A 26,202-nucleotide genomic window follows, 5' to 3' on the forward strand; every position below is an offset into this window, starting at 1 on the left:
TTCCCTTTCTGTTGTAGGCCGGATAAGCGAAGCGCCATCCGGCCTACAGGGAACGAAACTAGCGGCTATGGATAGCCAAATCCCCCGGCAACGTCTTCTGCATCCGATGCCAGATCTCACCGCTATCATGACCGTAACGACGCACCGTTTCATACACCTTATCGTGCGCGCCTTCTTCACACAGCTTCGCCAGCTCGTGATAGAAACCAAGCGCCAGGCTACGTGCTTCCGGGCTTGAGAAATAATGACGACCAAGACGGGTGTACAGACCTTTCATGCCGTTGAGGATCAGCCCATAAATAGGGTTGCCGGAAGCAAACGCCAGACCACGGAACACACCGTAATCCAGCTCAGCAAACGCATCGGCGTAATCTTCCACTTCGCGCGTTTTCGCGAGCACTTCCAGCGCTTTTTCCGGGTGCTGACGGAAAGCGGTGCGGATGTAAATGGTCGCGATATTGGTGCGCACGGACAGCAGATTATCAATCAACTGCGGTACGCTGTCGTGATCGAGGCGCGCCAGCGTTTCCAGAATATTGAGGCCAGACGTTTCCCAGAAATTATTCACTTTCGTCGGCTTGCCGTGCTGAATGGTTAACCATCCATCGCGCGCCAGACGCTGCAACACTTCACGTAAGGTCGTGCGGGTCACACCAATTAATTCCGAGAGTTCACGTTCAGCGGGAAGAATAGACCCTGGAGGGAAGCGATTATTCCAGATACTTTCAACAATATACTCTTCAGCGAAACCCGCCGGGCTTTGCGCCTTAATGACCATAATAAGAATTCCATTACACAGCGTTGCAATTACACTCATCATACCAGAGGCGTCATAGGGCAGATAGCGGGGCCAATGAATTAAAAAGGGATCGCCGTTTCATTTTTCACATTTCTTTTTTACTCAGGAAAATGCTTATCCGGGCACATTTCTGGCAGTGCCGTTGATTTAATGGTAAAAAATGACATCTTTTCAGGAGGAAGACGGTAGTCATGGAAATCTCTTATGGTCGTGCGCTGTGGCGCAACTTTCTTGGTCAGTCACCGGACTGGTACAAGCTGCTGCTGATTATTTTCTTAATCATCAATCCGCTGGTGTTTTTAATTCATCCCTTTGTCGCCGGATGGCTATTGGTCGTGGAGTTTATCTTCACCCTGGCGATGGCGCTGAAGTGCTATCCGCTGATTCCTGGCGGGCTGCTGGCGATTGAGTCGGTGTTTATCGGCATGACCTCTGCCGACCACGTCCGCGATGAGATAGCCGCCAACCTCGAAGTGCTGCTGCTGCTGATCTTTATGGTCGCTGGCATCTACTTTATGAAGCAGCTTCTGCTATTTATCTTCACCCGCCTTCTGCTCACCATTCGCAGCAAACGGCTGCTCTCGCTGGCGTTCTGCCTCGCCGCCGCCTTCCTGTCGGCGTTCCTTGATGCGCTAACGGTGGTTGCCGTGATTATCAGCGTCGCGGTGGGCTTTTACAGCATCTACCATCGCGTGGTGTCGTCGCGTCCTGACGATGACGATCTGCTCGACGACAGCCATATCGACAAACACAATCGCGTGGTGCTGGAGCAGTTCCGTGCCTTCCTGCGCAGCCTGATGATGCACGCTGGCGTCGGTACGGCACTCGGCGGCGTGATGACGATGGTCGGCGAGCCACAGAACCTGATTATTGCAAAAGTGGCCGGCTGGCACTTCGGTGAATTCTTCCTGCGCATGTCGCCGGTCACCCTACCGGTGTTTATCTGCGGGCTGCTGACCTGTTGGCTGCTGGAGAAGTGCAAAGCCTTCGGCTACGGCGCGGAGCTGCCCGACCCGGTGCGTAAAATTCTTCACGATTTCGACGAGCGCAGCCGACAGCAGCGCACGCCGCAGGAGAAAATGCGGCTGATTGTCCAGGGCATCATCGGCGTCTGGCTGGTGCTGGCGCTGGCGCTGCACCTGGCAGAAGTGGGGCTGATTGGCCTGTCGGTGATTATCTTTGCGACCTCGTTCACCGGCATCACCGACGAGCACGCCATTGGCAAAGCCTTTACCGAGGCGCTGCCGTTTACCGCCCTGCTAACGGTCTTCTTCGCGGTGGTGGCGGTGATTATCGACCAGCACCTTTTTGCGCCTATTATCGACTTCGTATTGCAGGCATCACCGCACGCCCAGCGTTCGTTGTTCTACCTCTTTAACGGCGTGCTGTCGTCTATCTCCGATAACGTGTTCGTCGGTACCGTCTATATCAACGAAGCGAAAGCCGCGCTGGATAACGGGGCTATCAGCCTGCCGCAGTTTGAGCTGCTGGCGGTGGCCATCAATACCGGTACCAACCTGCCGTCGGTAGCCACGCCAAACGGCCAGGCAGCCTTCCTCTTCCTGCTGACCTCAGCCCTGGCGCCGTTGATTCGTCTTTCTTACGGACGCATGGTATGGATGGCGTTGCCCTATACGGTAGTCCTGACGCTGGTCGGTCTGTTGTGCGTCGAGTTTACGCTGCAGCCGTCGATAGACTGGATGATGAATCAGGGACTATTAGTTTTACCTAAATAACATTTTAATAACGGTTCCTTTATTAACGCCCGACAACTTTTGTTCGGGCGTTGAATCGCTATTTACGAATAATTGCGTATCAACCGATGGCATGGCTATCGTTTTCGTTTACACTGCGCTTTCAAAGCACGTTCCAGGGAAATGTTTATGTTTCGATATTTAAACCAGAGCTCACGTGGCCGCAGTGCCTGGTTATTAATGGCGTTAACCGCTTTTGCGCTAGAGTTAGTGGCATTATGGTTCCAGCACGTGATGCTATTAAAGCCGTGCGTACTCTGTATTTATGAGCGCTGCGCGCTGTTCGGGATTATGGGCGCAGGCTTAGTCGGTGCTATCGCGCCGAAGAGCCCGCTGCGCTATGTGGCCCTGCTTATCTGGCTGTACAGCGCTTTCCGCGGCCTGCAGCTGGCCTGGGAACACACCATGATTCAGCTGCACCCATCACCGTTTATGACCTGTGATTTTATGGCGCGCTTCCCAAGCTGGCTGCCGCTTGATAAGTGGCTGCCGCAGGTGTTCGTCGCATCAGGTGACTGCTCTGTTCGTCAGTGGGAATTCTTATCGCTGGAGATGCCGCAATGGCTGGTCGGCGTTTTTGCCGCCTATCTGATCGTGGCGCTGCTGGTGCTGATTGCCCAACCGTTCAAACCGAAAAGACGCGACCTGTTCGGCCGCTAATCACTACCTTGCCAGCGGCCTTGCGCAGGCTGCTGGCAAGCTATCTCACCAACGACCATATTCCATACCCCGCCGCAAGCAACAGACTCCAGCCGCCCAGATTGATAATCACCGCCAGCATTAACAGTTTTATTGGATTCCGCATATGCATCCTTATACCGAAGCGCTTTTATTCTCTATCGGCCCGGTATAAGAATTACGTAGGGATTTAGGGTGGGAAATATAAAAATAGTGAATGGTTCCGCAAATTGCGGTTTATTTAGCCCAATCTGGCTTATTTAAAATATGGTCCTGCCAGTCGTGCACTTCTGATTCTTTCACTGCAATATGACGCACGGAGATACGCTCACCGTGCATCGCCGCTTTAGAACCGGTGATGAGCGGGTGCCACTGCGGCAGCGGCTGCCCTTCCGCCAGCAAGCGATAGGCGCAGGTATGCGGCAGCCATTCGAAGGTTGGCAGGTTATCGCGGGTCAGTTTGATACAGTCCGGCTCGTACTCGAAGCGGCGTTCGTAGTTACGGCACTGGCAGGTTTTGATGTTGAGCTGACGGCAGGCCACGTTAGTGAAGTAGATTTCGTCAGTGTCATCATCCATCAGCTTGTGCAGGCAGCACTGCCCACAGCCATCGCACAGCGACTCCCATTGTGCATCTGTCATTTCATCAAGGGTTTTGCTCTGCCAGAAAGGTAATTCGCTCATCAGGATGTCCACATCAAAAATCAGGGTGCTTCTTATAACCAGTCTGGCACAGGGATGCAAGTTTTGCCGCCCGAATGGGGCGGCAAGGAGGGCTTACAGTACGCGGGTCGTCAGTGACAGGCCGTTAAACTGCACCTCAAGCTCATCGCCCGCGTGCAGCGGACCAACGCCTTCCGGCGTACCGGTCAGCACAACGTCACCCGGTTTCAGCGTAAAGAAGCGGCTCATATAGGCGATCAGCGGCACAATCTTGTGGATCATGTCAGACGTACTGCCCTGCTGGCGGACTTCGCCGTTGATAGTCAGGCCCAGTGGAATATTCTGCGGGTCGCCCTCAAAGGCAGAAACGGGAATAAAGCCGGAGATCGGGCAGGAATTATCAAAGCCTTTGGCTTTTTCCCACGGCTGACCGGCCTTCTTCATCGTCCCCTGAATGTCGCGCAGAGTGAGGTCCAGCGCCACGCCGTAGCCAGCAATGGCCTGCAGTACGTGATCCTCGGTTGCCTGACGCAGCGTGCTGCCAATCAGTACCGCCAGCTCAACTTCATGATGCACGGAGCCAAGGCCCTGCGGCAGAATCAGCGGCTGGCGTAGGTCGCACAGCGCCGTTTCCGGTTTGATAAAGAGAACAGGTTCTTCCGGCGTTGCGCTGCCCATTTCCTGGATATGTTTTGCATAATTACTGCCAACACAGACAACTTTGCTTACCGGGTAATCCAGCAGAGCACCCTGCCAGTTATGATGCTGATACATGCTTTTCCCTTACTCGTTGTTCAACCATGGACGCATTTTGGCCGGAAGCGAAGCGGTTACTCGCTCTTATTTTGCGACTCAGCCAAATGCTGCTTTAACAGATTTTCAGGCGGTGGCGGGATCTGTAAATAATAACCCTGCTCTTTTAGCGCCTGTTTTACTTTTTCCAGATCGGCATTGACGGTTTTCTTACGTCCATCAAGCGGCAGCAGCATGGCTAACTGCGGCTGACCGAAGCCCTGCATCAGTTCCTGAGGCACACGGGAGAAATCGTCTTTTTTTTCGACATACAAATAGGTTTGATCACGTTTAGTACTACGATAAATCACACAAAACATACTTTAGGCTCTGAAATAGGACAGTGGTTACTTGCTTGAATATATATGTGACTATAACATGACTGATAGTCTTCGGAATATCACTGCGCACGGCGCGGCGATAAATAGCAAATTGAGTAAGGCCAGGATGTCAAACACGCCAATCGAACTTAAAGGCAGTAGCTTCACCCTATCTGTGGTTCATTTGCATGATGCAAAGCCCGAGGTTATTCGTCAGGCGTTGGAAGACAAAGTCGCCCAGGCTCCGGCCTTTTTCCGTCATGCCCCGGTGGTCGTCAACGTCGGTAACCTTGAAGAATTCACCCAGTGGCGCGCGATTCAGCAGGCCATCATGTCCGTGGGTTTGCGCATTGTCGGCGTCAGCGGCTGTAAAAATCCGCAATTTAAGGCGGCTATTGACCAATCCGGCCTCCCTTTACTGACTGAAGGTAAAGAAAAAGTTGTCCGTCAGGCCCCTGTTGAACAGCCCAAGCCCGTAGAACCCGAACCAATTGTTAGTCCGATCACAAAAACGCGAATGATTGATACGCCTGTACGTTCCGGTCAGCGCATTTATGCACCAAACTGTGATCTGATTGTGACAAGCCACGTTAGCGCGGGCGCGGAGCTGATTGCCGATGGGAATATTCACGTTTACGGCATGATGCGTGGACGCGTTCTCGCCGGTGCCGGCGGAGACCGGGAAGCACAAGTATTTTGTACCCACCTGGCGGCGGAGCTGGTCTCCATTGCCGGGGAATATTGGCTGAGCGATCAGATCCCAGCCGAATTTTATGGCAAAGCGGCGCGTCTGCGTTTGGACGACAGCGCTTTGACTATTCAACCGTTAAATTAATCCCTTTTTAACAAGGAATTTCTATGGCACGCATTATTGTTGTGACTTCAGGTAAAGGGGGCGTGGGTAAGACCACCTCCAGCGCGGCCATCGCAACTGGTTTGGCGCAGAAGGGAAAGAAAACGGTCGTTATCGATTTTGATATCGGTCTGCGTAACCTTGACCTGATCATGGGCTGCGAACGTCGTGTAGTCTATGATTTTGTTAACGTTATTCAGGGCGACGCCACGCTGAACCAGGCGTTAATCAAAGATAAGCGTACCGAGAATCTCTTTATCCTGCCTGCATCTCAGACCCGTGATAAAGATGCGTTGACCCGCGAAGGCGTCGAGAAAGTGCTCGACGAGCTGAAGAAGATGGAATTCGACTTCGTGGTCTGCGACTCCCCTGCTGGTATCGAAACCGGCGCGCTGATGGCGCTCTATTTCGCTGATGAAGCGATCATCACCACTAACCCAGAAGTGTCGTCCGTTCGAGACTCCGACCGTATTCTGGGCATTCTGGCGTCGAAATCCCGCCGCGCCGAGAATGGTGAAGAACCGATTAAAGAACACCTGCTGCTAACGCGCTATAACCCAGGCCGCGTTAACAAAGGCGATATGCTGAGTATGGAAGATGTGCTGGAGATCCTGCGCATCAAACTGGTCGGTGTGATTCCAGAAGATCAGTCAGTGCTGCGCGCCTCTAACCAGGGCGAGCCGGTGATTCTGGATACCGTGTCTGACGCAGGCAAAGCCTACGCCGACACCGTCGATCGTCTGTTGGGAGAAGAACGTCCTTTCCGCTTCATTGAAGAAGAGAAGAAAGGTTTCCTCAAACGCCTGTTCGGAGGATAAATCATGGCATTACTCGACTTTTTTCTCTCACGGAAAAAGAATACCGCCAACATTGCTAAAGAACGCCTGCAAATCATTGTCGCGGAACGCCGCCGCAGTGACGCAGAACCGCACTATCTACCGCAGTTAAGGAAGGATATTCTGGAAGTGATTTGCAGGTATGTGCAGATTGACCCAGAAATGGTCACGGTGCAGTTAGAGCAAAAAGACGGGGATATTTCGATTCTGGAACTCAACGTCACGCTACCGGAAGCAGAAGAGTCAAAATCCTGACTTTCGGTGGTGTAAAAAAAGGCGCTAGTGATAGCGCTTTTTTTGTGTCTGGAGTTTGGTGCCTTCCCGGGGTCGCTGCGCTCGCCCGGGCTACACGCCCTGTAGCGCGGGCGAGTATTCGCGCCAGACTTAACGCGGGTACGCCGTTAACAGTTTGTCCAGCGCAGCCGAGAGCAGCTCACCGCGCCAGCCGGAGATCATCTCAGGTGCCGTGGTGCGCGGTTTCAGCTGCCAGTGCCAGTTCAGCAGCTGGTTGATCTGGCGACGGGATGCCAGCATTTCAGGGCTAACGTCATTCGCCTGCCCCACTTCCTGCACCAGCGCCTTAATCTCTTTAAACGCTTTGCGGTAACCCGGCATATCCATCAGGTTCAACAGCGGTTCCGGCAACGCGTCATCCGGCAGCGCCTGCGCTTTTTCCACCAGGCTAATCAGCGTTTTGCCGTGGAAACGAATTTCGCTGCCGGAAAGCCCCAGGCTGTCCAGCTCACCGAGGCTGCCTGGCATATAACGCGCCACGCTCCACAGATGCTCTTCACGCACCACAAAGTTCACCGCCAGGTCACGCTCGCGCGCTTTACGCAGCCGCCAGTCGGCGAGCAGCTGCAGGCATGCCAGCTGGCGCGTACGCAGCTGCCAGGCGTTAGTGATATCGCGCCAGGCGTCCGTCGGGTCGGTGACTTCCTGACGACGCTGCTGCATCAACTGACACTCATTGAGCGCCCACTCCAGTCGCCCGGCCTGTTCGGTCTCCGCCATCAGCTTGTGGGCGATAGGCAGCAAGTACCAGACATCCGCCGCCGCATAATCGCACTGGCGCGAGGTCAGCGGGCGAGCCAGCCAGTCGGTGCGGGATTCGCTCTTATCCAGCTCAACACCGGAATACTCAGCGACCATTGGCGCGAAGCCCCAGGACATAGGACGACCGCAAAATGCTGCTAGCACCTGGGTATCGATCAACGGCTGCGGCATTGAACCGAAGGTGTTCATGAACACTTCCAGGTCTTCACTCCCCGCGTGCAGGAATTTGGTGATATTACGGTCCTGCAGAATCGCCTGCAGCGGCGACCAGTCAGTAATATTCAGAGGATCAATCAGCGCCGTACGCTCGCCGTCGAAAAGCTGAATCAGCCCTAGCTGCGGGTAATAAGTACGGGTGCGGACAAACTCGGTGTCCAGCGCCACGGCGGTGGTCTGACGAACCGCATCGCACAGGGTGCTGAGTTCGTCGTTGGTGGTGATCATCTGATAGTTCAAATCGTACTCTCTTAGATTGCGCCAAAAAAAACGCCAGCAGAGCTGGCGTTTGGCATCATGACTCGTGACTTATCCCTTATTGTCCACTTTGGCGCGGGCTTCGTCACGTAATTCTCGTCTTAAAATTTTACCGACGTTCGACTTTGGCAATTCCTTACGGAATTCAACCAGTTTCGGCACTTTATAGCCGGTAAGCTGGCGGCGACAGAAGGTAATCAGCGCCTCTTCGGTGAGACTTTCATCCTTCTTGACCACGAAAATCTTCACTGCTTCACCGCTGTTGCCGGACGGCACGCCCACGGCGGCCACTTCCAGCACGCCGGTGTGCTGCATCACCACGTCTTCAATTTCGTTCGGATAAACGTTGAAGCCGGAGACCAGAATCATATCTTTTTTACGGTCGACGATGCGCAGGAAGCCCTCATCGTCCATCACCGCGATATCGCCGGTGTGCAACCAGCCGTCTTTGATGATTTCAGCGGTAGCGTCAGGACGCTGCCAGTAGCCTTCCATCACCTGCGGCCCTTTGACGCATAGCTCACCCGGCTGGCCAGCGGGCACTTCGTTATCGTCGTCATCCACCAGCTTCACGTCGGTCGACGGCACCGGCAGGCCAATGCTGCCGCTGTGGTAGTCGATATCGTGCGGGTTCACGCTCACCAGCGGCGCGCATTCGGTCAGGCCATAGCCTTCCAGCAGATACTGCCCGGTCAGCTTCACCCAGCGTTCCGCCACCGCGTGGTTCACCGGCATCCCACCGCCTGCGGAGAGATGCAGGGTTGAGAAGTCCAGCTGCTGGAACTCTTTATTGTTCAGCAGCGCGTTAAACAGGGTATTCACCCCGGTCATGGCGGTGAACGGGTATTTCGCCAGTTCTTTTACCAGCCCCGGAATATCACGCGGGTTGGTGATGAGGATATTTTTACCGCCCAGTTCGATAAACAGCAGGCAGTTCATGGTCAGTGCAAAAATGTGGTACAGCGGCAGCGCGGTAATAACCACTTCTTTGCCTTCGTGCAGCAGCGGCCCGTAGGTCGCTTTCACCTGCTCGAGGTTCGCCAGCATGTTGCGGTGGGTCAGCATCGCCCCTTTCGCCACGCCGGTAGTACCGCCGGTGTACTGCAGGAAGGCGATATCGTCGGCCTTCACTTCCGGCTTCACGTACTGCAGGCGATAGCCATTATGCAGCGCGCTGCGGAACGAAATGGCATCCGGCAGGTGATATTTAGGCACCAGCCGTTTGATGTATTTGACCACGAAGTTAACCAGCGTGCCTTTCGCCGTGGAGAGCTGGTCACCCATACGGGTCAGAATCACGTGTTTAACCGAAGTTTTGTCGACCACTTTTTCCAGGGTATGGGCAAAGTTGGAAACGATAACAATCGCCTGCGCGCCGCTGTCGTTCAGCTGATGTTCCAGCTCGCGCGGGGTGTACAGCGGGTTAACGTTTACCACGATCATCCCGGCACGCAGAATGCCAAACAGGGCGACCGGGTATTGCAGCAGGTTCGGCATCATCAGCGCGACGCGGTCGCTCTGCTTGAGCCCCAGCCCGTGCTGGAGATAAGCGGCAAAGGCGCGGCTGCGCTCTTCAAGCTTACGGAAGGTCATGACTTCGCCCATGTTGACGAAGCCAGGCTGGTCGGCAAAGCGCGTTGCCGAGTGTTCGAACAGTTCCACCAGGGATTGATAACGGTCAGGATTGATCTCTGCCGGGACGTCAGCAGGATAACGGTTGAGCCAAACCTTTTTCAAAGCATCACCTCTAAAATACGTATTCGTCGTCATCGCAACCCCAAATGATAAACTTTCGTTAACATTATATTAACTCAGCGTACCAGTTTAAGAATTAATCAGAATTAAGGTTGCGAAGCGCGTCACTCTTTATTTTTTTTATATCCATTACAACGAAGAAACAGCGGGCTAGCCGCTGTTTCTTTTTTGTCTGCTTTACATCAGATCTTATTCAGTTACAACGTTCCGCACTTCAGCGGGACCGCTGTTATACCATCCCCAACCACCGTAACCGTAGTTCCAGGGGCGCGGACCAAACATCCATGGGTCGATGGGCTGCGGCGGCATAACTACCTGCTGAGCCACATGCCAGCGTTTGTAACCCGTCGCTTTCATCTGCAGGAAGTTATATTTGGTGGTGCCGACTTTGCCTTCCACCGCGCCAACAATAGGCCCCACCACCGTGACAAGCTGACCACGGAAATCTACCGGGTCGAGGAAGCCGTTCACATCGGCATAGATTCGCCCACGCGAGGCTTCACCCAGAATCGGGCGCGCGCCGCTGTCCAGAGGGACGGTGGCGATTTCCAGACGGGTATTGCCCTGCTGGTTTTCAATGCCAACGACGGTCCCGCCAAAGCGAGCCTCCTGGCCCACATACAGCTGCGGCGCCGCCATGACCCGCACCAGATCCTGCTGCGGCGTTGGGCTACTGCCCTGAATGGCATCCGGCACGCTGACGCAGCCGCTTAACGCGAAGGCGATAAGCCCAACGGCGGCTCCACGAATCACAAAACTTTTACCTGCCATGATGCTGCTCCTGATTTTTACGCTCTCTACCTACTGAGATTCATTCGCGGCCAGGAAGTTTCTTCCACGCAACGTTGTTACGTAAATAAACCGGTTCTGCTTTGTCCACGGCGACGGTTTTCCCCTGCTCCAGCATGGCACAGGCGATCGGCAGCATGTCTTCAGCTTCCGGTAACGTCACGTTGCCATCGACCAGCGTGGCGTTCGCGCCCTTCGTCATATCAGGCCATGCGGCCCAACCGGTGCCCACGGTCGCCCATTCACCGCTCAACTCCGCCAGACGCTGTTGTACCGCTTCCGGTTTCAGCACCGCTTCGCTCTCTTCGCCGTGCCAGATACCGTTTTCATCACGCTGGTATTCGGCCCAGTAAACTTCACCCATACGGGCGTCGATAGCCGCCAGCACGCGGGTCGCACCCTGCTTACGCCAGGCGCCCTGCGCCATGGTAACGAGGGTCGATATGCCGATCATCGGCAGCTCTGCACCCAGCGCCAGCCCTTGCGCAATACCAATGCCGATACGCACGCCGGTGAAGCTGCCCGGCCCACGGCCGAACGCCAGTGCGTCGAGGTCGGTCAGGCTTACGCCGCCTTGAGTGAGGATATCCTGCACGATAGGCAGGATACGTTGGGTGTGTTCCCGAGGACAAAGCTCGAAGTGGGCACTGGTGTTGCCATCATTCCACAGAGCAGCCGAGCAGGCTTCCGTGGCGGTATCGATAGCCAGAATTCGCATGGTTAGTCGCGCTCTCGATCAACAAAATGGCGCGCATCTTACCACACTTTGCTCTGCATTACCGCGTCGATGACAGCGCCAGGAAACGCGTCGCCCGTCGAATATCACGGGTGCGCGGTGCCGGCGGCAGGCTGGCGAGGAAGGTTGCGCCGTAGGGGCGCATCACCAGGCGGTTGTCGCAAATCACCAGCACCCCGCGATCGTCAACGTCACGAATCAGTCGCCCTACCCCCTGCTTGAGAGTAATCACCGCATCCGGAAGCTGTACCTCCTCAAACGGGTCGCCGCCGCGCAGCCGGCAGTCTTCCATGCGCGCTTTCAGCAGTGGGTCGTCCGGAGAGGTGAACGGCAGTTTGTCGATGATCACCAATGACAGCGCATCGCCGCGCACGTCGACCCCTTCCCAGAAGCTGCTGGTCGCCACCAGCAGAGCGTTACCGGCGCTGACAAACTGCTGAAGCAGCTGGCCTTTGCTGGTCTCCCCCTGCAACAGCACCGGTAGCGTCATGGTGGCGCGGAACTGTTCAGCGAGGTCGCGCATCATGGCGTGTGAGGTGCAGAGCATAAAGCAGCGTCCGTCGTTGGCCTCAATTAGCGGTTTCAGCATCGCCGCCAGGTGGCGCGCGGCCCCCGGCTGATTCGGCAGCGGCAGGTTGCGCGGCACGCACAGCAGCGCCTGGGTGGCATAGTCAAACGGGCTTGGCAGCAGCAGCGATTCCGCCGCTTCAATACCGAGGCGTTCGGTAAAGTGGTGCAGGTCGTCGTTGACCGACAGCGTCGCGGAGGTAAAGATCCAGCTGCCCGGCTTGGCCGCCATCACCTCTTTGAATTTATCCGCTACGGTGAGCGGCGTCAGCGCCAGGGTAAAGTGGCGGGAGTTGCATTCGTACCAGTAGCTGTAGCCGGGCTTGTTGATCTCTTTAAGGCGCTTTAAGCGTGCGCGATACAGGGTCGCGCGTTCGAAAGCGGCATCGAGCAAGGCAGAGCGGCCCAGCGACAGCTTCGCCACGTCGTAGCACAGTTCCAGAGCATCATCGAGCAGCAGCAGCGAGCGCTGCACGGCGGTTTCCGCCAGCAGTTCACGCAGATTGCCACGGTAGCCGGGGTCGCCCACTTGCAGGCGGAAATCCTGGGTGGCCTGCGCCAGACGGTCGGCGCACTTTTGCAACTGCTGGGTATCTTTCAGTTCGGTGCGGTAGGCAATGACCACGTCTTTGGCGAGGTCCAGCAACTGACGGCTGGAGAGCGATTGACCAAAGTACTGGCTGGCGATATCCGGCAGCTGATGGGCTTCATCGAAGATCATCACGTCAGCCTCGGGGATAAGCTCGCCAAAGCCGCTCTCTTTCACCACCATGTCGGCGAGGAACAGGTGATGGTTGACCACCACCACGTCAGCATCCATCGCTTTTTTGCGCGCTTTCACCACAAAGCAGTCCTGATACTGCGGGCAATCGCTGCCCAGACAGTTATCGTTGGTGCTGGTGACCAGCGGCCAGGCCTGGGAGTCTTCCGCCACGCTGACGCAGGTGCTGATGTCACCGTCCACGGTCTGGTTAGCCCAGCTGCGCAGTAAAATAACGTCGCTGAGGGTTTGCACCGGCAGGTCGCCGCCCGCCATCGCCTGCTGCTCTAAACGCTCGAGGCAAAGATAGTTTGAACGCCCTTTCAGCAGCGCCAGCTTACCGGTAAAGGTCAGCGCCGTGGCGACGGTCGGCAGGTCACGGCTGTAGAGCTGATCCTGCAATGCCTTCGAGCCAGTAGAGATAATGGCTTTTTTACCTGAACGCAGCGCAGGAGCCAGATAGGCGTAGGTTTTCCCGGTCCCGGTCCCCGCTTCCACCACCAGCGGCTGGCCGTTATCAATCGCCTTCGCGACGGCGTGCGCCATCTGACGCTGCGGTTCACGCGGTTTAAAGCCGGTTATCGCCTGCGATAGCTGGCCATCTTCTGCAAAATCGTCCGTCACGTTACCCCCTGGAAAAATTCCCAGTGATTATGTCAGGCGAACCCCGCTTATGCCAGCCGAAGTCGTGACGCGGCGTCAACATTGTGGCAGTCTTAGCGCGTTTACGTGATGTTAAAAGGAAAATGAAATGACAATTGTACGTATTGATGCCGAAGCCCGTTGGTCTGATGTCGTTATTCATAACAATACGCTGTACTACACCGGCGTACCGGCAAACCTGGACGCCGATGCGTTTGAGCAGACGGCAAATACGCTGGCGCAGATTGATGCGGTGCTGGAAAAACAGGGCAGCAATAAGTCGCGCATTCTCGACGCCACCATTTTCCTGCCGGACGGCGACGATTTCGCCGCCATGAACAAAGCGTGGGATGCGTGGGTAGTCGCCGGTCACGCGCCAGTGCGCTGCACCGTGCAGGCGAAGCTGATGAACCCAAAATATAAGGTTGAGATTAAGATTATCGCCGCGGTGTAAATCGGTATATTGTGCCTTCCCGGAGTCGGCGCAGGCGCCTCGTCCGGGCTACATCTTGGGTAGCCCGGCCAAGCGCAGCGCCGCCGGGGGGACTCTCTTCTACAACCCCGGACACCACATCAGCTGCTCTTTCAACTGCAGCGTCTCCTGCGGCAAGCACTTCAGCACGTCGCGATAGCTCGGCGACTGCTTCGGATACCCGCGCTGCGTCTGCAGCAGGACCCGCAGCGCGCTATCCCAGACAATGCCCTGCAAATCGCTATACGGCCACAGATCCGGTTCGCGGATAAACGGCACCAGGTAATCAATCCCCTGCTTCACTCCGCGTCCGTCACGAATGTGGTTCCAGCGATCAAACTCGACGTGCTCGGCATAGCGGTTGAGCAGCAAATGCGCCTCAAGGTTGAATAGCGAGTAGTGGAACGGAATGGTACGCTCCAGCTCCATCGTCTGCTTGCCGTCCTGATCAATCTGCGCCGCCATCCGCTGGGTGATACCCTGCTCAATAATCCGCGCCACCAGCCCTTTATCACCGTAGAACAGCGCGTTGACCGCACGCTGGGCGTCGTACCAGGTGCCGTGGTTATTGTGCCAGACGTATTCGGAATGACCGATATCGCTGTAGTACATCCAGTGGTTAAAGTCGCGGAACCACTGGTGCAGGCCGATGATATCGTCGGTATCCAGCACGCTGGCGGCATTAATCAGCCCGATAGTATCGACCACCATCCACAGCAGGCGAGTGTCGATAAGCCCGGTGCCACGTCCGGAGACCACGCCGGGGATCGCCTGGCCGTAGTTCAGATGCGGGTTCATGCGCGTGTCGCCGTCGAGGAACCAGCAGCGGATCTGCACCGCGGCCGCCTGCGCATACTGGCGCTGCCCGGTGAAGTACCACGCCAGCCCCAGCGTCAGGCAGCGCTCGCACATGCGGATAATGCGCGAGGTGTCGGTATCGTTATTTTCGCACTGCGGGTTGATATGCCCGTCGCGGCGAATGTAGGGCAGCCCGTTGGGCCGCCGTGGGTTTGGCCACCAGTAGGTGCCCAGACTGTAGTAATCATGCGCGTCGCCGCTCGCCGGGCGCAGCTTTTTATGCACCACGCTTTCCGGCGGCTCGCGCTTAAGCGTATCCGCTTCGGCCACCAGCTTGCTCAGGGCCAGCTGCAGCGGCGAGAATGGCTGTTTCAGGCCCGCACGGGCGTTTTCCAGACAGGTTTCATCAAGGGTGTACAGCTTCATCGCCACCTTATTGACCCTCCAGGCACGCTATGCGCAGACCGCTTTGCGCATCAAACAGATGCACGCCGGAGAGCTTCGGCTGTAGCCAGATAGTGTCACCCTCTTTCACCGCCAGACGCTGCTTAAACACCGAGGTAAACGCCCCGCCGCCGGTATCGCAGAACAGCTGCATATCCGAACCGGTGTTCTCCACCGCCGTGACCTTCGCCGCTAGCGCATCGTCGCGGGCTTCGTGTACCACGTTGACCTGTTCCGGGCGAATGGCGTACACCACCTGCTGGCCGTCGGTCACCTGTAGCCCTACCGGCAGCGCCAGCAGCGATCCATCTTTCAGGCGCAGGCTGGTGCTATTGCCGCTGAGCACCACTTCCCCCTTCAACTGGTTAATTTCCGGCGAGCCGATAAACCCGGCAACGAACAGGTTGGCCGGTTGGTCGTACAGCTCCAGCGGCGTGCCCGCCTGTTCAATGCGCCCGTCGCGCAGGACCACGATCATCTGCCCCATGGTCATCGCTTCAATCTGATCGTGGGTGACGTACACCGAGGTGGTTTTCAGACGACGGTGCAGCTCGCGAATTTCACCGCGCACCTGGGTACGCAGCTTGGCGTCGAGGTTCGACAGCGGTTCATCGAACAGGAATACCTGCGGCTTACGTACGATGGCGCGCCCCATCGCCACGCGCTGACGCTGGCCGCCGGAGAGATCTTTTGGCAGACGCTCCAGCAGCGGCTCCAGCCCGAGCAGCGCCGCCGCTTCATCGACTTTCTGTTTGATTTCCGTTTTCGGCAGCCGCGCCATCTTCAGCGCAAAGCCCATGTTTTCGCGCACCGTCATCTGCGGGTAGAGCGCATAGCTCTGGAATACCATCGCGATATCACGCAGCTTCGGCTCCACCTCGGTGACATCACGTTCGTTGATGTGCACTTCCCCGGCGGAAATCTCCTCCAGCCCGGCAATCATCCGCAGCAGCGTCGACTTCCCGCAGCCGCTCGGCCCCACCAGCACGCAGAACTCGCCGTCAGGGATAGTCAACGACACATCTTTAATGACGTGAGCATCACCGTATGATTTGCGCACGCTATTTAATACAACAGATCCCATCGGTAACCCCTTATCCTTTGACCGCGCCGGACATGATCCCGCGGTTGAAATGTTTTTGCAGACCCAGATAGACGATGATGCTTGGCAGCATCGCCAGTAGCGTAATGGCGATAAAAATGTTCGGCGTGATGCTCTCATCGGTACGCAGCGTGCCGAGGATCACCGGAATGGTGTTCAGGCTGTCCTGATTCACCACAATCAGCGGCAGCAGGTACTGGTCCCAAATCATAATGAAGCCGAAGGTCACTACCGTACCCAGCGCCGGTTTCACCAGTGGCAGAATGACGTGGAAGAAGATCTGCCACTCGTTCGCGCCATCGATACGCGCCGCTTCTTCCAGCTCTTTCGGGATGGCCGACATAAACTCGGTCAGCACGAAGATGGAGAAGGCCCAGCCCACTACCGGCAGGATCATCCCGAGGTAGCTGTTGTACAGCGACGCATCGATAAACGGCAGCCGCCAGTTGATTATCATGTACAGCGGAATGGCGATAACCTCTTCCGGCAGCATCATGGTGGATAAAATCACCAGGCTGACCAGCGCGACGCCGCGAAACTTCTTACGGGCCAGGGCATAGGCCGCCAGCGCGCTGACCGACACCTGCAGGATGGTGCCGAAGAACACCACCAGAATGGAGTTCAGCAGATACTGCCAGACGCCGATATCCATCCACGCGAAGATGAAGTTTTCAAACGAGAACTGATTCGGCCAGGCCAGCAGTTCGCCCGGCTTGACCGGCGCGCCGCTAAAGGCGGTAGCCACAATGCCCCAGAACGGCCCGACGAAGACAATCAGCAGCAGCGCGTAGATGCACCAGCGCCCAACGGTATCCCAACGTTTACTCAACATCACGGCTCCTTAGTAACGTGCGATACGTTTTTTCAGCGTCAAATGACAAATGGTTAAGATAACGGTGAAGGTGAACAGCAGGAACGACACCGCCGAGGCGTAGCCATAGTCAAACTGTTCAAAGCCCAGCTTATAGATATGCGTCATGACCATTTCCGTGGCGTTAGATGGCCCGCCGCCGGTGGTGGCATACACCTCGGCAAACACGCGGAACCCACGGATAAAGGAGAGCATCAGCACCACCGACAGCGCCGGGATCATCCCAGGCAGCGTCACGTAGCGCAGACGGTTCCACCAGTTCGCACCGTCGACGTTCGAGGCGTCGTACAGGTCACGGCTGATGCCCGCCAGACCGGCGATGAAAATCACCATGTTGTAGGGCACCGCTTTCCAGATATGCAGCAGCATGATGACCCCCAGCGCCTGATCGGAGCTGGCAAGGAACCCCTGATCCGCCACGCCAAACCAGCTGAGAATATGGTTCACCACGCCGTTTGGCGTCGGGTTGAACAGAATGCGCCACATCTCGGCGACGATCGCCGCACTGGTTACCGCCGGTAAGAAGATAGCGGTACGAATAAAGCGCAGATGGCGCGCCGGGCCTTCCAGCAGCATGGCGAGGAAGAACGCGAGTATTGCGGCGGCAAACATCGTCACCACCACGTACAGCAGCGTATTTATCACCGCCGCGTGCAGCTCTACGTCAGCAAAGGCGCGGGTAAAGTTATCGAACCCGACCCACTCGTCCGGCTGATTAAAGTTGACCTTGTAAAAGCTCATCACCAGACCCTGAATCATCGGGATGAACTTAAACCAGCTAAAAATAATCAGCGCGGGTGCCAGGAACAGCCACGGAATCAGCGCCCGCTTGCGTTTTGCCGTCAGCCAGCCGGTCGCGTCAGGCGAAGCGGCTTGCTTTAGCGGCGCGGACTTCGTCTCATGCAGCGTCATTACTTACTCCCTCTCACTTAGCCAGCACGTTTTGTTTTTCCAGCTCGGCGTTGACCTTCACGTCGATGGATTTCAGCTCAGCGCTGATATTGCTATTACAGTCGGCGAAAATACGGTTGAAGCCGTCGGCTGCCACCTGACGCACCGGCGTCCAGTTTGGAATTTGCGGCACGTAGCGGCCCTGCTCGTTATACAGTCTGGCGAAGGTTTCCCAACGCGCATCCTGGTAAACGGCTTTGACATCGACATTTTTGTTCACCGGCAGACGCACCACGGGAATATGCTGGCTGCCTTTACCCATGCCGATCTCCTGGCCTTCCGCCGAGATCATAAATTCGATAAATTTCTGCGCGGCCTCTTTCTGCTTGCTGCTCTTCATCATAAAGACGGTGGTCCCTTCGGCGAGGGTGGCTTCCCCTTTCGGCCCCACCACCGGCACGACTTCGAAGTTGTCTTTGCCTGGATCTTTATCAAACAGCGCGATGTGGTAAGGGCCGCTGAAGAACATGCCGCTCTGACCGGAACGGAACGAGGGGATAACGTCGGCGGTGGTGGCGTTAATCGCCCCCGGCTGGGTCACTTTTTCGCACATCATGGTGCGCATAAAGGTCATCGCCTGAGCCACTTCTGGAGTATCGAGCGAGGCGCTGAATTTGCCGCCGTTCTCTTTAACGAAATCACCGCCCGCCTGCCAGATAAAGCTGCTCATAAACCAGCTGGCGTAGCCGCGGGTGGTAGAGGCAGGCACGATAAAGCCGTAGGTGTCGTTTTTACCGTTGCCGTCCGGGTCCTGGGTGGTGAAGGCTTTGGCCAGCGTCTGGATATCATCCCAGCTTTTTGGCTGCGGCAGGCCCAGCTTCTCGCGCCAGTCTTTGCGCACAAACAGCGCGAAGGTTTGCGCAGAGGTAGGCACACCGTAGTATTTGCCGTCGATGTAGCGGGTACTGTTCCAGGCGGTCTGGTATAGCTGGTCGCCGCCGCTGATGGCTTTCGGGTCAATTTCGTCGGCAATGCCAAGCTGAATAAACTGACCGAGCGAAGCGGCATCGTTGAAGATCAGATCCGGTAACGCATTACCCGCCGTGGCGCGCGCCAGCCGCTGTTCGAAGTCGGTGGTGGCATTGAAGTACTCAATCTTAATACCGGTCTTCTCTTCGAACTTCTCGGCTTCTTGCTTGTAGATATTTTTGGAGTCGTTGCTCGCACGGATCCAGACGTTCAGGGTGGTGGCAGCGTAGCTTTGCCCGATACCCAGTCCTAGAGCAGAAAGCAGTAATAATGAGCGTAATTTATTCGCAGACATGATTGCATATCCTTTATTGTGTAGGGCACAAAGATAATTAAATTCTCACAAAATGCATTTCCGTGATCTGGATTAACATTTTGCGGTGAATACAACATGCGTAAAAAATTATTTCCGAACATTAAATAGAAATATATTTTCCAATACAACCACACAAAAAAGAAATCGTATTTCAGAAACGGAAAAGTTGAACGAGATCACACATAAAAGTGACGAAAAAAGTGACATAAATATTTTATCATTTAAATTCAATGCATTAACATTTTGTTTATTTTTTTGATAAACTCAACAAAATAAGAAAAACAGCTAAAAACGTGAACTTCACTACAATAAATGCGTCATTTTTTATTCAACTCGATAACCATGATGAACATCACAAAAAAAATCACTTTGTCTTTTACACTGCACGCCAACCTATTTATTAATGCGTTATCTTTTAATTAAATCGCCTGCTTTTAGTGTTGTTAAAATACGCTAAAGGCAAAATTCTCTTGTTATCTTTTCTCTATTTGCAGAAGGGTTATCACTATGAGTTCAATACATCGCCGTGGAATATTAGGCATTGCGCTACTCTGCTCTGGGTTCAGCGCTTCACTGTATGCGGCAGAGCCTTATACGCTTGATGGCAACGATCTGGCGTTCAGCCGTGAACAGATTGCAGCCAAAGACCCGCTGTTCTTACAGGCGGAAAGCGCACTGCTGAAAAAAGCGGATGCTGCGCTGAAACACCCGCTCTATTCGGTGATGGATAAAACGCTGGTTGCCGCCAGCGGTAATAAGCACGACTACTACAGCTTCCCGCCTTATTGGTGGCCGAACCCGGAGACCAAAGACGGCCTGCCGTACATCCGCAAAGATGGTCAAACCAACCCGGACGCCAACAGCGATGCCACCGATAAAAATCGTCTGGTGAAGATGAGCAACGATGTCTCCACGCTGGCGCTGGCATGGTACTTCTCGCATGACGACCGCTACGCACAGAAAGCGGTCGAACAACTCAAAAGCTGGTTCCTGGCCCCGGAAACCCGCATGACGCCAAATCTGCAGCATGCTCAGGCTATCCCGGGGATCAACACCGGCCGCGGCATCGGCATTATCGACAGCCGGGCGCTGGTTGACGTGGTGGATGCCATTGCCCTGCTGCAAGCATCCGGTAAGTTAAGTGATGCAGATGTGACCGAGCTGAAAAAGTGGTTTGGCGATTTCTATCACTGGATGACCACCAGCCAGAATGGTTTTGAAGAAGAGAACTGGCACAACAACCACGGCACCTACTTTGATATGCAGGCGGCGACCTTTGCGCTGTTCAGCGGCAAGCCGGAAGAGGCTAAAAAGCGCCTGTATGTCACCCAACTGCGCCGTATTGCCGGGCAGTTTGACGTTGAAGGCCGCCAGATGGCCGAACTGGAGCGCACTCGCCCGTGGCACTACAGCAACTTTAACCTCGACGCTTACAGCCGCCTGGGTCGTCTGGGTGAAAAAGCCGGGGTCGATATCTGGAACTTTACCCTCGACGATCACAGTCTGCGCAAGGGCTATCAGTACATCGCCGGATTTGTCGACAGCGACACGCCGTGGCCGTGGAAAGACCTCGACAAAAAAGATGACAAGAAGGCGCTGCGCAACATTGCCACTGCTGCCCATGCCTGGCCTGACGACGCACTGTTCCGCGAGAAAGCGCGCTGGCTGCGGGCAAAATATCCCGACGATATCACCACGCTCATTGCACCGCTTACCGCGTCTTCAGAGGTCAGGGAAAACCAAAAATGAGACAATTTTCTGGGCTATGGCCGGAGATCGCCGCGCGTGCTGTCGGCGAACAGGGCCTGATTCAACAGCTCGTGAAGGATGCACAACCGATGCTTGACGCCGCTGTGTGCATCCCGCAAACCGGGATCGCCAGCTGGAATCTCTACTATTTCTGCCCGCACCACGGGGTGCGGCTGACCTGGCTGCCAGATTCACCTCACCACCACGCTTGCCCGGTGGACGGTGAGGTATTCAGCGGTGAACCGTGGGACGGCGCCTGGTGGCGAGAAATGAACGGCCGTAACGCCAGCGCCTGCCAGCAGTTGGGCTTGCTCTGGCGACTGACCGGCAACGCGGTGTACCGCGATAAAGTGCGTACGCTGCTGATGGGCTATGCGGATGTCTACCCTGACTACGCGGTGCACGGCGATATTCCGCACAATGGTCCCGGCAAGATGAACGCCCAGACCCTGTGCGAAGCCAACTGCATTCTGGATATGGCGCTAGGCTATGACTTTATTGCCGAGAGCCTGACGGTGGACGAGCGTCAGCATATCAGCGACAACCTGCTGCGCTGTGCGGCGACTTTTTTATGCGAACACCGCAGCCCGCAGATCCATAACCACGAGGTCAAAATCGGCGCCGCGCTGGGGGTGCTCGGTTTTGTACTGGAGGACGACAGCCTACTGGAGTTTGCGGTAAACGCGCCTTACGGGCTGCGCTGGCAGCTTGAACATGGTCTGCTGGCGGAGGGGATGTGGTTTGAGGGTTCCATCCACTATCACTACTACGCGTTACAGGGATTCTTTGCCTTCGAGAAGCTGGCGCACGGCACCCGCTGGAGTCTGATTGACGGCCCGTGGTACCCGCAGATGCTGCGTTTCCCGCTTGAGCTGCTGCTGCCAGATGGCACCTTCCCCCGGCTCAACGACTGTCTCGCCGGGCAGGAGAAGTTGCATCACCGGGATCTGTACGAATTTGCCTGGTTTATCTGGCGCGACCCGCGCTACGCTGCAGTGCTGCAGTTTACCGCCGGTGAGCCTGACGAGCGTGAAACGCTGCTCTGGCGCCATCAGCCGCTGCCGGAAACGCATCTGAACCTGATTCCGCAGCAGTCGCTGTACGCACCCGGAGCGGGGATCACCCTGTGGCGACGCCCACAACAGCAGCAGGCGGTGTTGATTAAACACAGCCCGTGGGGCGGCGAGCACGACCATTATGACCGCCAGAGCCTGATGCTATGGCAGGGCAATGGCTGGCTACTGCCGGACCTCGGCACCACCGGTTACGGTGCCAAAATGCACTACGACTATTACAAAAACAGCGCCACCCACAATACGCTGACGGTTAACCAGACCAATCAGCCTCCCGCCAACTCTGACGTGCTCGGCTGGCATATGGGCGAAGAGTACCTGTGGCTGGATACCGAAACCGATTGGGGGAAACCACCGCCGCAGTTGAATAGCCACACCCGCGTGGAGTGGGATGTCGAAGCCTGGCGCGGCGTGCGTTTTCGCCGCCGTCTGCTGTGGTTGGATGACGTGCTGATCGACCTGTCGACGGTGGAAAACCCGCACCGCCAGCAGCTTGACTGGACGTTGCATCTGGCGGCCGATGCGCTGGACCAGAGCGGCGAGCCGCAGCCCTTCTCACTCAGCGGCCCGCTGCGCGACATGCGCAACGCGACCGTCACGCCGCTGCACGGCTGTCAGCCGCGCCATTTCTCCCATCAGGGCGACACCTTTGCCCTGTGGCTGTCGGGTGACGGTGAACTCTGGCAGGGGCTGGCGGCCGATAACCCGGCCATCAGCGATTTGAGCTATCTGGTGTTGCGCAACCATCTGCCGCAGGCGCGTTTTGTCTGTCTGTGGGATTTGGCGAAGCAGTCACCGCTGACGGAGGTGAGCGTGCATCACACCGCTATTGGCACGCAGCTAACCTTCTGGCGTGGAGAGCGAGTGGCGCACGTCACGTTGTATGACGATCCTGCGCTACGGCCTGAGTTCGTGGGGCAAGCCTGATATTTGTCATATAGGCCGGATAAGCGAAGCGCCATCCGGCCCACCAAGCCCCCAGAGCTCAGCGTTTTTCCACGGTTATCATGGTAACGAAAGGATGGTACTGCCAGGGGACACTGCTCCCCTGCTGGTACATCTTCGAAATGGTGCCGTCGAGATAGAGCATCTGCCGCACGTTGAGGCGCGATTTCGCATAACAGGCGAAATCATAGAAGTTGGTCTCCCGCTCGCTCAGCATAAACACTACCTTGCCCTGCGCGGTGATCCCTACGCCGTTGCGCAGCTTGCGCGAACTTGCCGACGGCTTCAGCCGCCAGTTAATCACCCCGTTTTCAATCAGCATCGGGCCGGACTGCACCGCATAATCCATGCCTTTGATCGATTTCAGCTTATCGAGGCTAACTATCCCCGCGCGATCGCCGCGAAGGTAAAAAACGCCGCCGGGTTTGATAAAGAAGTTCCCGCCGCCGGAGGCACGGTTCACCGCGACCCTTTGCTGGCCGTTTTCAATGTACAGCCCAAGGGGAGCGTAGGCTTTGTCGTAGATGCCACCGTTCATCGCCATGCGCACGCGCCCGTCGCCGTTGATCTCGGACAGCAGCGCGCGCAGCGAACCGTACGCTTTACCGTTGGCTTTTTGCCAGTACATGGCGATGCGTTGATGTTGGGGATCGGCGGTATAGCTTTGCAGCGTCAGGCTGGGGTCGGTGAGCCGACATACGCTTTCCGCTGCTGCCGTTAAGGGCGCTGCCATCAGCGTCAGCAGCAGCGGTATTGAACGGATGAACATGACGTTACTCGTCTTCGTCTTCATCCTCAAAGCGAGCGACAATACGTTCGCCGGTGTGGGTAGCACGCAGCTCTTCGGCCACCAGCGCGATCGCCTGACCGCTTGCCATCCCCTGCGACATCAGTTCCTGAATACGCTCGACGGCTTTCTGTTGCTGTTCATGGCTTAGTGAAGGTAATCCTGCAAACATCATTGACTCCTGCTACATTGTGGGCGCTTATTATTTCATGCTGCCCGAACATTCGCCAGAGGCAGTGCAACAAGGCTGGACAGAGAAACAATGTTACCCCCTTCAACGATGATGCTTCCCTGGCGACAGGATGCCGCAGAACACTACTTTGCCCCGTTAAACACCTCGCCCTGGGCGATGATGCTGCACTCCGGCTACGCGGACCATCCGCACAGCCGCTACGACATCGTGGTCGCCGACCCTCGCCAGACGCTGGTGACGCGCGGCGACGTCACTACCGTGAGTCATAACGGTACCGCCGAAGTCTCCCTGGACGATCCCTTAACGCTGTTACAGCAGGCGATGGATCGGCTGAACACCAGCGACAAGCCGCTGGCCGATTTGCCCTTTACCGGCGGCGCCGTTGGGCTGTTTGGCTATGATTTAGGCCGCCGCTTTGAGAGATTGCCCGAGCAGGCGCAGCAAGATATCAGCGTCCCGGACATGGCGGTGGGCGTTTATGACTGGGCGTTGATCGTTGACCATCAGCGTCAGGTCGTTACCCTGCTGTGCCACGGTGATATCCACGCCCGCCTGCGCTGGCTGCAGGAACAAACCCGCCCGGCGACGGCACCGTTCGCCCTGACCTCTGGCTGGCAATCCAATATGAACCGCGCGCAGTACGGCGAGAAGTTCCGCCAGGTACAGGCCTACCTGCAAAGCGGCGACTGCTACCAGGTCAACCTCGCCCAGCGCTTTCAGGCGCGCTATGAGGGTGATGAATGGGCGGCGTTTGTGCGGCTGAACCGCACCAACCGCGCCCCGTTCAGCGCGTTTTTACGATTTGAAGAGAGCGCCATTCTGAGCCTCTCGCCGGAGCGTTTTATCCAGCTCGAGCAGGGGCAGATTCAGACCCGCCCGATTAAAGGCACCCTGCCACGTCTGGATTCCCCGCAGGCGGACGCGGAACAGGCTCAGCGGTTGGCGAACTCACCGAAGGATCGTGCAGAAAACCTTATGATTGTCGACCTGATGCGCAACGACATTGGCCGCGTGGCGGTGCCGGGCAGCGTACGGGTGCCGGAGCTGTTTGTCGTGGAGCCGTTCCCGGCGGTGCACCATCTGGTCAGCACCATCACCGCACAACTGCCGCCGACGCTGCACGCGACCGATCTGCTGCGCGCGGCGTTTCCTGGTGGCTCGATTACCGGCGCGCCGAAGGTGCGGGCGATGGAGATTATCGACGAGCTGGAACCTCATCGCCGCAACGCGTGGTGCGGCAGCATTGGCTATCTCAGCGCCTGCGGCAATATGGACACCAGCATTACCATTCGGACGGTCACGGCGACAAACGGGACGCTTTACTGCTCGGCGGGCGGAGGCCTGGTGGCCGACAGCGACGAAGATGCGGAATATCAGGAAACATTTGATAAAGTGAATAGAATCCTACAACAACTGGAGTCCTGACCATGCAAGAGCCCGCGCTGAACCTGGATGATTTTCTCTCCCGCTTTCAGCTGCTTCGTCCGCAGACGACGCGTACGGCGTTAAACGCTCGACAGGCCGCGGTATTGATTCCCATCGTGCGACGCCCTGAGCCAGGGCTACTGCTGACGCAGCGTTCCGCTCGCTTGCGCAAACATCCCGGTCAGGTCGCCTTTCCCGGCGGGGCGGTAGACAGCAGTGACGCATCGCTGATTGCGGCGGCGCTGCGCGAGGCGCAGGAAGAGGTCGCCATTCCCCCGGAGTGCGTGGATATTATCGGCGTGCTGCCGCCCGTCGACAGCGTGACCGGTTTTCAGGTCACGCCGGTGCTCGGGGTTATCCCGCCGGATCTGCACTATCACGCCAGTGAAGATGAAGTGGCATCGGTGTTTGAAATGCCGCTTGCCGAAGCGCTGCGTCTGGGGCGCTATCACCCGCTTGATATTCATCGCTGCGGCAACGCACATCGCGTCTGGCTCTCCTGGTATCAGCACTATTTTGTCTGGGGCATGACCGCCGGTATTATTCGTGAGCTAGCGCTACAGGTGGGCCTTAAACCCTGACTATACTTACCCTGATAACCGGCTTTTCAGCATTAGTAAAATCAACGCTACG

The 26,202-nt window shown here is 56.5% G+C and carries 26 protein-coding genes; 10 read left to right on the forward strand and 16 right to left on the reverse strand.

All coding sequences use genetic code 11. The features are described 5' to 3' along the window. Positions 1–58: 58 nt before the first annotated feature. Positions 59–778: a fatty acid metabolism transcriptional regulator FadR gene (fadR, locus tag V6944_RS00315; RefSeq protein ID WP_333494748.1), complete on the reverse strand. Its 720-nt coding sequence runs from the start codon at positions 776–778 to the stop codon at positions 59–61. Between the two features lie 212 nt (positions 779–990). On the opposite strand from fadR, the gene nhaB reads away from it, so the two are divergent. Then, positions 991–2,535 (forward strand): Na(+)/H(+) antiporter NhaB, encoded by a 1,545-nt coding sequence (gene nhaB / locus V6944_RS00320; RefSeq protein WP_333497465.1) that lies wholly within the window; start codon positions 991–993, stop codon positions 2,533–2,535. A gap of 147 nt (positions 2,536–2,682) precedes the next feature. After that, a complete protein-coding gene (gene dsbB, locus V6944_RS00325; RefSeq protein ID WP_333497466.1) occupies positions 2,683–3,213 on the forward strand; it encodes a disulfide bond formation protein DsbB in 531 nt (176 codons plus the stop codon). Positions 3,214–3,468: 255 nt separating this feature from the next. Here the strand turns inward: dsbB and V6944_RS00330 are convergent, their stop codons facing one another. From V6944_RS00330 to V6944_RS00340, 3 genes are all read right to left on the reverse strand, one after another. Next, a complete protein-coding gene (locus tag V6944_RS00330; protein WP_185667681.1) occupies positions 3,469–3,915 on the reverse strand; it encodes a YcgN family cysteine cluster protein in 447 nt (148 codons plus the stop codon). Positions 3,916–4,008: 93 nt separating this feature from the next. Beyond that, the gene (locus tag V6944_RS00335) at positions 4,009–4,668 is read right to left on the reverse strand and encodes a fumarylacetoacetate hydrolase family protein (RefSeq protein WP_333497467.1); all 660 of its coding nucleotides are present in this window, start codon (positions 4,666–4,668) and stop codon (positions 4,009–4,011) included. Between the two features lie 56 nt (positions 4,669–4,724). Beyond that, complete coding sequence (locus V6944_RS00340) at positions 4,725–5,006, reverse strand: YcgL domain-containing protein (protein ID WP_333497468.1); 282 nt, start codon at positions 5,004–5,006, stop codon at positions 4,725–4,727. Between the two features lie 127 nt (positions 5,007–5,133). Here V6944_RS00340 and minC point away from each other — a divergent pair, with 127 nt between their 5' ends. The 3 genes from minC to minE are packed head-to-tail and all read left to right on the forward strand — an operon-like array spanning position 5,134 to position 6,950. Continuing rightward, positions 5,134–5,841 (forward strand): septum site-determining protein MinC, encoded by a 708-nt coding sequence (minC, locus tag V6944_RS00345; RefSeq protein WP_333497899.1) that lies wholly within the window; start codon positions 5,134–5,136, stop codon positions 5,839–5,841. A gap of 23 nt (positions 5,842–5,864) precedes the next feature. Continuing rightward, positions 5,865–6,677, forward strand: coding sequence for a septum site-determining protein MinD (minD, locus tag V6944_RS00350; RefSeq protein ID WP_333494745.1), 813 nt, complete (start codon positions 5,865–5,867; stop codon positions 6,675–6,677). 3 nt (positions 6,678–6,680) lie between these two features. Next, on the forward strand, positions 6,681–6,950 hold the full coding sequence (gene minE, locus V6944_RS00355) for a cell division topological specificity factor MinE (protein ID WP_035894584.1): 270 nt from the start codon (positions 6,681–6,683) through the stop codon (positions 6,948–6,950). A 129-nt stretch (positions 6,951–7,079) separates the two neighbouring features. On the opposite strand, the gene rnd is transcribed toward minE, so the two are convergent. The 5 genes from rnd to V6944_RS00380 form a co-directional block, all read right to left on the reverse strand. Beyond that, on the reverse strand, positions 7,080–8,195 hold the full coding sequence (rnd, locus tag V6944_RS00360) for a ribonuclease D (protein WP_333497900.1): 1,116 nt from the start codon (positions 8,193–8,195) through the stop codon (positions 7,080–7,082). An 81-nt stretch (positions 8,196–8,276) separates the two neighbouring features. Beyond that, a complete protein-coding gene (gene fadD / locus V6944_RS00365) occupies positions 8,277–9,962 on the reverse strand; it encodes a long-chain-fatty-acid--CoA ligase FadD (protein WP_333497469.1) in 1,686 nt (561 codons plus the stop codon). Between the two features lie 207 nt (positions 9,963–10,169). Next, positions 10,170–10,751 (reverse strand): Slp family lipoprotein, encoded by a 582-nt coding sequence (locus V6944_RS00370; protein ID WP_333497470.1) that lies wholly within the window; start codon positions 10,749–10,751, stop codon positions 10,170–10,172. 40 nt (positions 10,752–10,791) lie between these two features. Next, a complete protein-coding gene (gene tsaB, locus V6944_RS00375; RefSeq protein ID WP_333497471.1) occupies positions 10,792–11,487 on the reverse strand; it encodes a tRNA (adenosine(37)-N6)-threonylcarbamoyltransferase complex dimerization subunit type 1 TsaB in 696 nt (231 codons plus the stop codon). 58 nt (positions 11,488–11,545) lie between these two features. Further along, a complete protein-coding gene (locus V6944_RS00380; protein WP_333497472.1) occupies positions 11,546–13,456 on the reverse strand; it encodes an ATP-dependent DNA helicase in 1,911 nt (636 codons plus the stop codon). A 127-nt stretch (positions 13,457–13,583) separates the two neighbouring features. Between V6944_RS00380 and V6944_RS00385 the strand changes: the two genes are divergently transcribed. Beyond that, positions 13,584–13,928 (forward strand): RidA family protein, encoded by a 345-nt coding sequence (locus V6944_RS00385; protein ID WP_185667672.1) that lies wholly within the window; start codon positions 13,584–13,586, stop codon positions 13,926–13,928. Positions 13,929–14,027: 99 nt separating this feature from the next. Here V6944_RS00385 and V6944_RS00390 read toward each other — a convergent pair whose 3' ends face one another. Genes V6944_RS00390 through V6944_RS00410 form a run of 5 tightly spaced genes read right to left on the reverse strand, consistent with a single transcriptional unit; the run spans position 14,028 to position 19,376 of the window. Beyond that, complete coding sequence (locus tag V6944_RS00390; RefSeq protein ID WP_333497473.1) at positions 14,028–15,170, reverse strand: alginate lyase family protein; 1,143 nt, start codon at positions 15,168–15,170, stop codon at positions 14,028–14,030. A gap of 7 nt (positions 15,171–15,177) precedes the next feature. Then, positions 15,178–16,272, reverse strand: coding sequence for an ABC transporter ATP-binding protein (locus V6944_RS00395; RefSeq protein WP_220438837.1), 1,095 nt, complete (start codon positions 16,270–16,272; stop codon positions 15,178–15,180). A gap of 10 nt (positions 16,273–16,282) precedes the next feature. Next, a complete protein-coding gene (locus V6944_RS00400) occupies positions 16,283–17,122 on the reverse strand; it encodes a carbohydrate ABC transporter permease (protein ID WP_185667670.1) in 840 nt (279 codons plus the stop codon). A 9-nt stretch (positions 17,123–17,131) separates the two neighbouring features. Continuing rightward, positions 17,132–18,073 (reverse strand): carbohydrate ABC transporter permease, encoded by a 942-nt coding sequence (locus tag V6944_RS00405; protein ID WP_333497474.1) that lies wholly within the window; start codon positions 18,071–18,073, stop codon positions 17,132–17,134. Between the two features lie 13 nt (positions 18,074–18,086). Continuing rightward, a complete protein-coding gene (locus tag V6944_RS00410; protein ID WP_333497475.1) occupies positions 18,087–19,376 on the reverse strand; it encodes an ABC transporter substrate-binding protein in 1,290 nt (429 codons plus the stop codon). A gap of 528 nt (positions 19,377–19,904) precedes the next feature. Between V6944_RS00410 and V6944_RS00415 the strand changes: the two genes are divergently transcribed. Together V6944_RS00415 and V6944_RS00420 are read left to right on the forward strand one after the other, a co-directional pair. Further along, the gene (locus V6944_RS00415) at positions 19,905–21,146 is read left to right on the forward strand and encodes an alginate lyase family protein (protein ID WP_333497476.1); all 1,242 of its coding nucleotides are present in this window, start codon (positions 19,905–19,907) and stop codon (positions 21,144–21,146) included. After that, positions 21,143–23,146 (forward strand): heparinase II/III domain-containing protein, encoded by a 2,004-nt coding sequence (locus V6944_RS00420; protein WP_333497477.1) that lies wholly within the window; start codon positions 21,143–21,145, stop codon positions 23,144–23,146. Before V6944_RS00415 ends, V6944_RS00420 begins: the two co-directional genes overlap by 4 nt. A 58-nt stretch (positions 23,147–23,204) precedes the next feature. Here the strand turns inward: V6944_RS00420 and V6944_RS00425 are convergent, their stop codons facing one another. Then, positions 23,205–23,933 (reverse strand): phosphodiester glycosidase family protein, encoded by a 729-nt coding sequence (locus V6944_RS00425; protein WP_333497478.1) that lies wholly within the window; start codon positions 23,931–23,933, stop codon positions 23,205–23,207. A gap of 4 nt (positions 23,934–23,937) precedes the next feature. Next, positions 23,938–24,123 (reverse strand): YoaH family protein, encoded by a 186-nt coding sequence (locus V6944_RS00430; protein ID WP_035891624.1) that lies wholly within the window; start codon positions 24,121–24,123, stop codon positions 23,938–23,940. A 90-nt stretch (positions 24,124–24,213) separates the two neighbouring features. On the opposite strand from V6944_RS00430, the gene pabB reads away from it, so the two are divergent. Together pabB and V6944_RS00440 are read left to right on the forward strand one after the other, a co-directional pair. Beyond that, complete coding sequence (gene pabB / locus V6944_RS00435; protein ID WP_333497479.1) at positions 24,214–25,569, forward strand: aminodeoxychorismate synthase component 1; 1,356 nt, start codon at positions 24,214–24,216, stop codon at positions 25,567–25,569. Between the two features lie 2 nt (positions 25,570–25,571). Continuing rightward, positions 25,572–26,150: a CoA pyrophosphatase gene (locus V6944_RS00440; protein ID WP_333497480.1), complete on the forward strand. Its 579-nt coding sequence runs from the start codon at positions 25,572–25,574 to the stop codon at positions 26,148–26,150. The last annotated feature ends 52 nt before the right edge of the window (positions 26,151–26,202 follow it).

It is taken from the genome of Kluyvera sp. CHPC 1.2972 (genome assembly GCF_036759925.1).
Classification (GTDB): domain Bacteria; phylum Pseudomonadota; class Gammaproteobacteria; order Enterobacterales; family Enterobacteriaceae; genus Kluyvera.

Excerpts from the sequence above, each read along its gene's own strand:
- fadR (WP_333494748.1), bottom strand. The coding sequence starts at position 778 with ATGGTCATTAAGGCGCAAAGCCCGGCGGGTTTCGCTGAAGAGTATATT.
- nhaB (WP_333497465.1), top strand. The coding sequence starts at position 991 with ATGGAAATCTCTTATGGTCGTGCGCTGTGGCGCAACTTTCTTGGTCAG.
- dsbB (WP_333497466.1), top strand. The coding sequence starts at position 2,683 with ATGTTTCGATATTTAAACCAGAGCTCACGTGGCCGCAGTGCCTGGTTA.
- V6944_RS00330 (WP_185667681.1), bottom strand. The coding sequence starts at position 3,915 with ATGAGCGAATTACCTTTCTGGCAGAGCAAAACCCTTGATGAAATGACA.
- V6944_RS00335 (WP_333497467.1), bottom strand. The coding sequence starts at position 4,668 with ATGTATCAGCATCATAACTGGCAGGGTGCTCTGCTGGATTACCCGGTA.
- V6944_RS00340 (WP_333497468.1), bottom strand. The coding sequence starts at position 5,006 with ATGTTTTGTGTGATTTATCGTAGTACTAAACGTGATCAAACCTATTTG.
- minC (WP_333497899.1), top strand. The coding sequence starts at position 5,134 with ATGTCAAACACGCCAATCGAACTTAAAGGCAGTAGCTTCACCCTATCT.
- minD (WP_333494745.1), top strand. The coding sequence starts at position 5,865 with ATGGCACGCATTATTGTTGTGACTTCAGGTAAAGGGGGCGTGGGTAAG.
- minE (WP_035894584.1), top strand. The coding sequence starts at position 6,681 with ATGGCATTACTCGACTTTTTTCTCTCACGGAAAAAGAATACCGCCAAC.
- rnd (WP_333497900.1), bottom strand. The coding sequence starts at position 8,195 with ATGATCACCACCAACGACGAACTCAGCACCCTGTGCGATGCGGTTCGT.
- V6944_RS00370 (WP_333497470.1), bottom strand. The coding sequence starts at position 10,751 with ATGGCAGGTAAAAGTTTTGTGATTCGTGGAGCCGCCGTTGGGCTTATC.
- tsaB (WP_333497471.1), bottom strand. The coding sequence starts at position 11,487 with ATGCGAATTCTGGCTATCGATACCGCCACGGAAGCCTGCTCGGCTGCT.
- V6944_RS00385 (WP_185667672.1), top strand. The coding sequence starts at position 13,584 with ATGACAATTGTACGTATTGATGCCGAAGCCCGTTGGTCTGATGTCGTT.
- V6944_RS00390 (WP_333497473.1), bottom strand. The coding sequence starts at position 15,170 with ATGAAGCTGTACACCCTTGATGAAACCTGTCTGGAAAACGCCCGTGCG.
- V6944_RS00395 (WP_220438837.1), bottom strand. The coding sequence starts at position 16,272 with ATGGGATCTGTTGTATTAAATAGCGTGCGCAAATCATACGGTGATGCT.
- V6944_RS00400 (WP_185667670.1), bottom strand. The coding sequence starts at position 17,122 with ATGTTGAGTAAACGTTGGGATACCGTTGGGCGCTGGTGCATCTACGCG.
- V6944_RS00405 (WP_333497474.1), bottom strand. The coding sequence starts at position 18,073 with ATGACGCTGCATGAGACGAAGTCCGCGCCGCTAAAGCAAGCCGCTTCG.
- V6944_RS00410 (WP_333497475.1), bottom strand. The coding sequence starts at position 19,376 with ATGTCTGCGAATAAATTACGCTCATTATTACTGCTTTCTGCTCTAGGA.
- V6944_RS00415 (WP_333497476.1), top strand. The coding sequence starts at position 19,905 with ATGAGTTCAATACATCGCCGTGGAATATTAGGCATTGCGCTACTCTGC.
- V6944_RS00420 (WP_333497477.1), top strand. The coding sequence starts at position 21,143 with ATGAGACAATTTTCTGGGCTATGGCCGGAGATCGCCGCGCGTGCTGTC.
- V6944_RS00425 (WP_333497478.1), bottom strand. The coding sequence starts at position 23,933 with ATGTTCATCCGTTCAATACCGCTGCTGCTGACGCTGATGGCAGCGCCC.
- V6944_RS00430 (WP_035891624.1), bottom strand. The coding sequence starts at position 24,123 with ATGTTTGCAGGATTACCTTCACTAAGCCATGAACAGCAACAGAAAGCC.
- pabB (WP_333497479.1), top strand. The coding sequence starts at position 24,214 with ATGTTACCCCCTTCAACGATGATGCTTCCCTGGCGACAGGATGCCGCA.
- V6944_RS00440 (WP_333497480.1), top strand. The coding sequence starts at position 25,572 with ATGCAAGAGCCCGCGCTGAACCTGGATGATTTTCTCTCCCGCTTTCAG.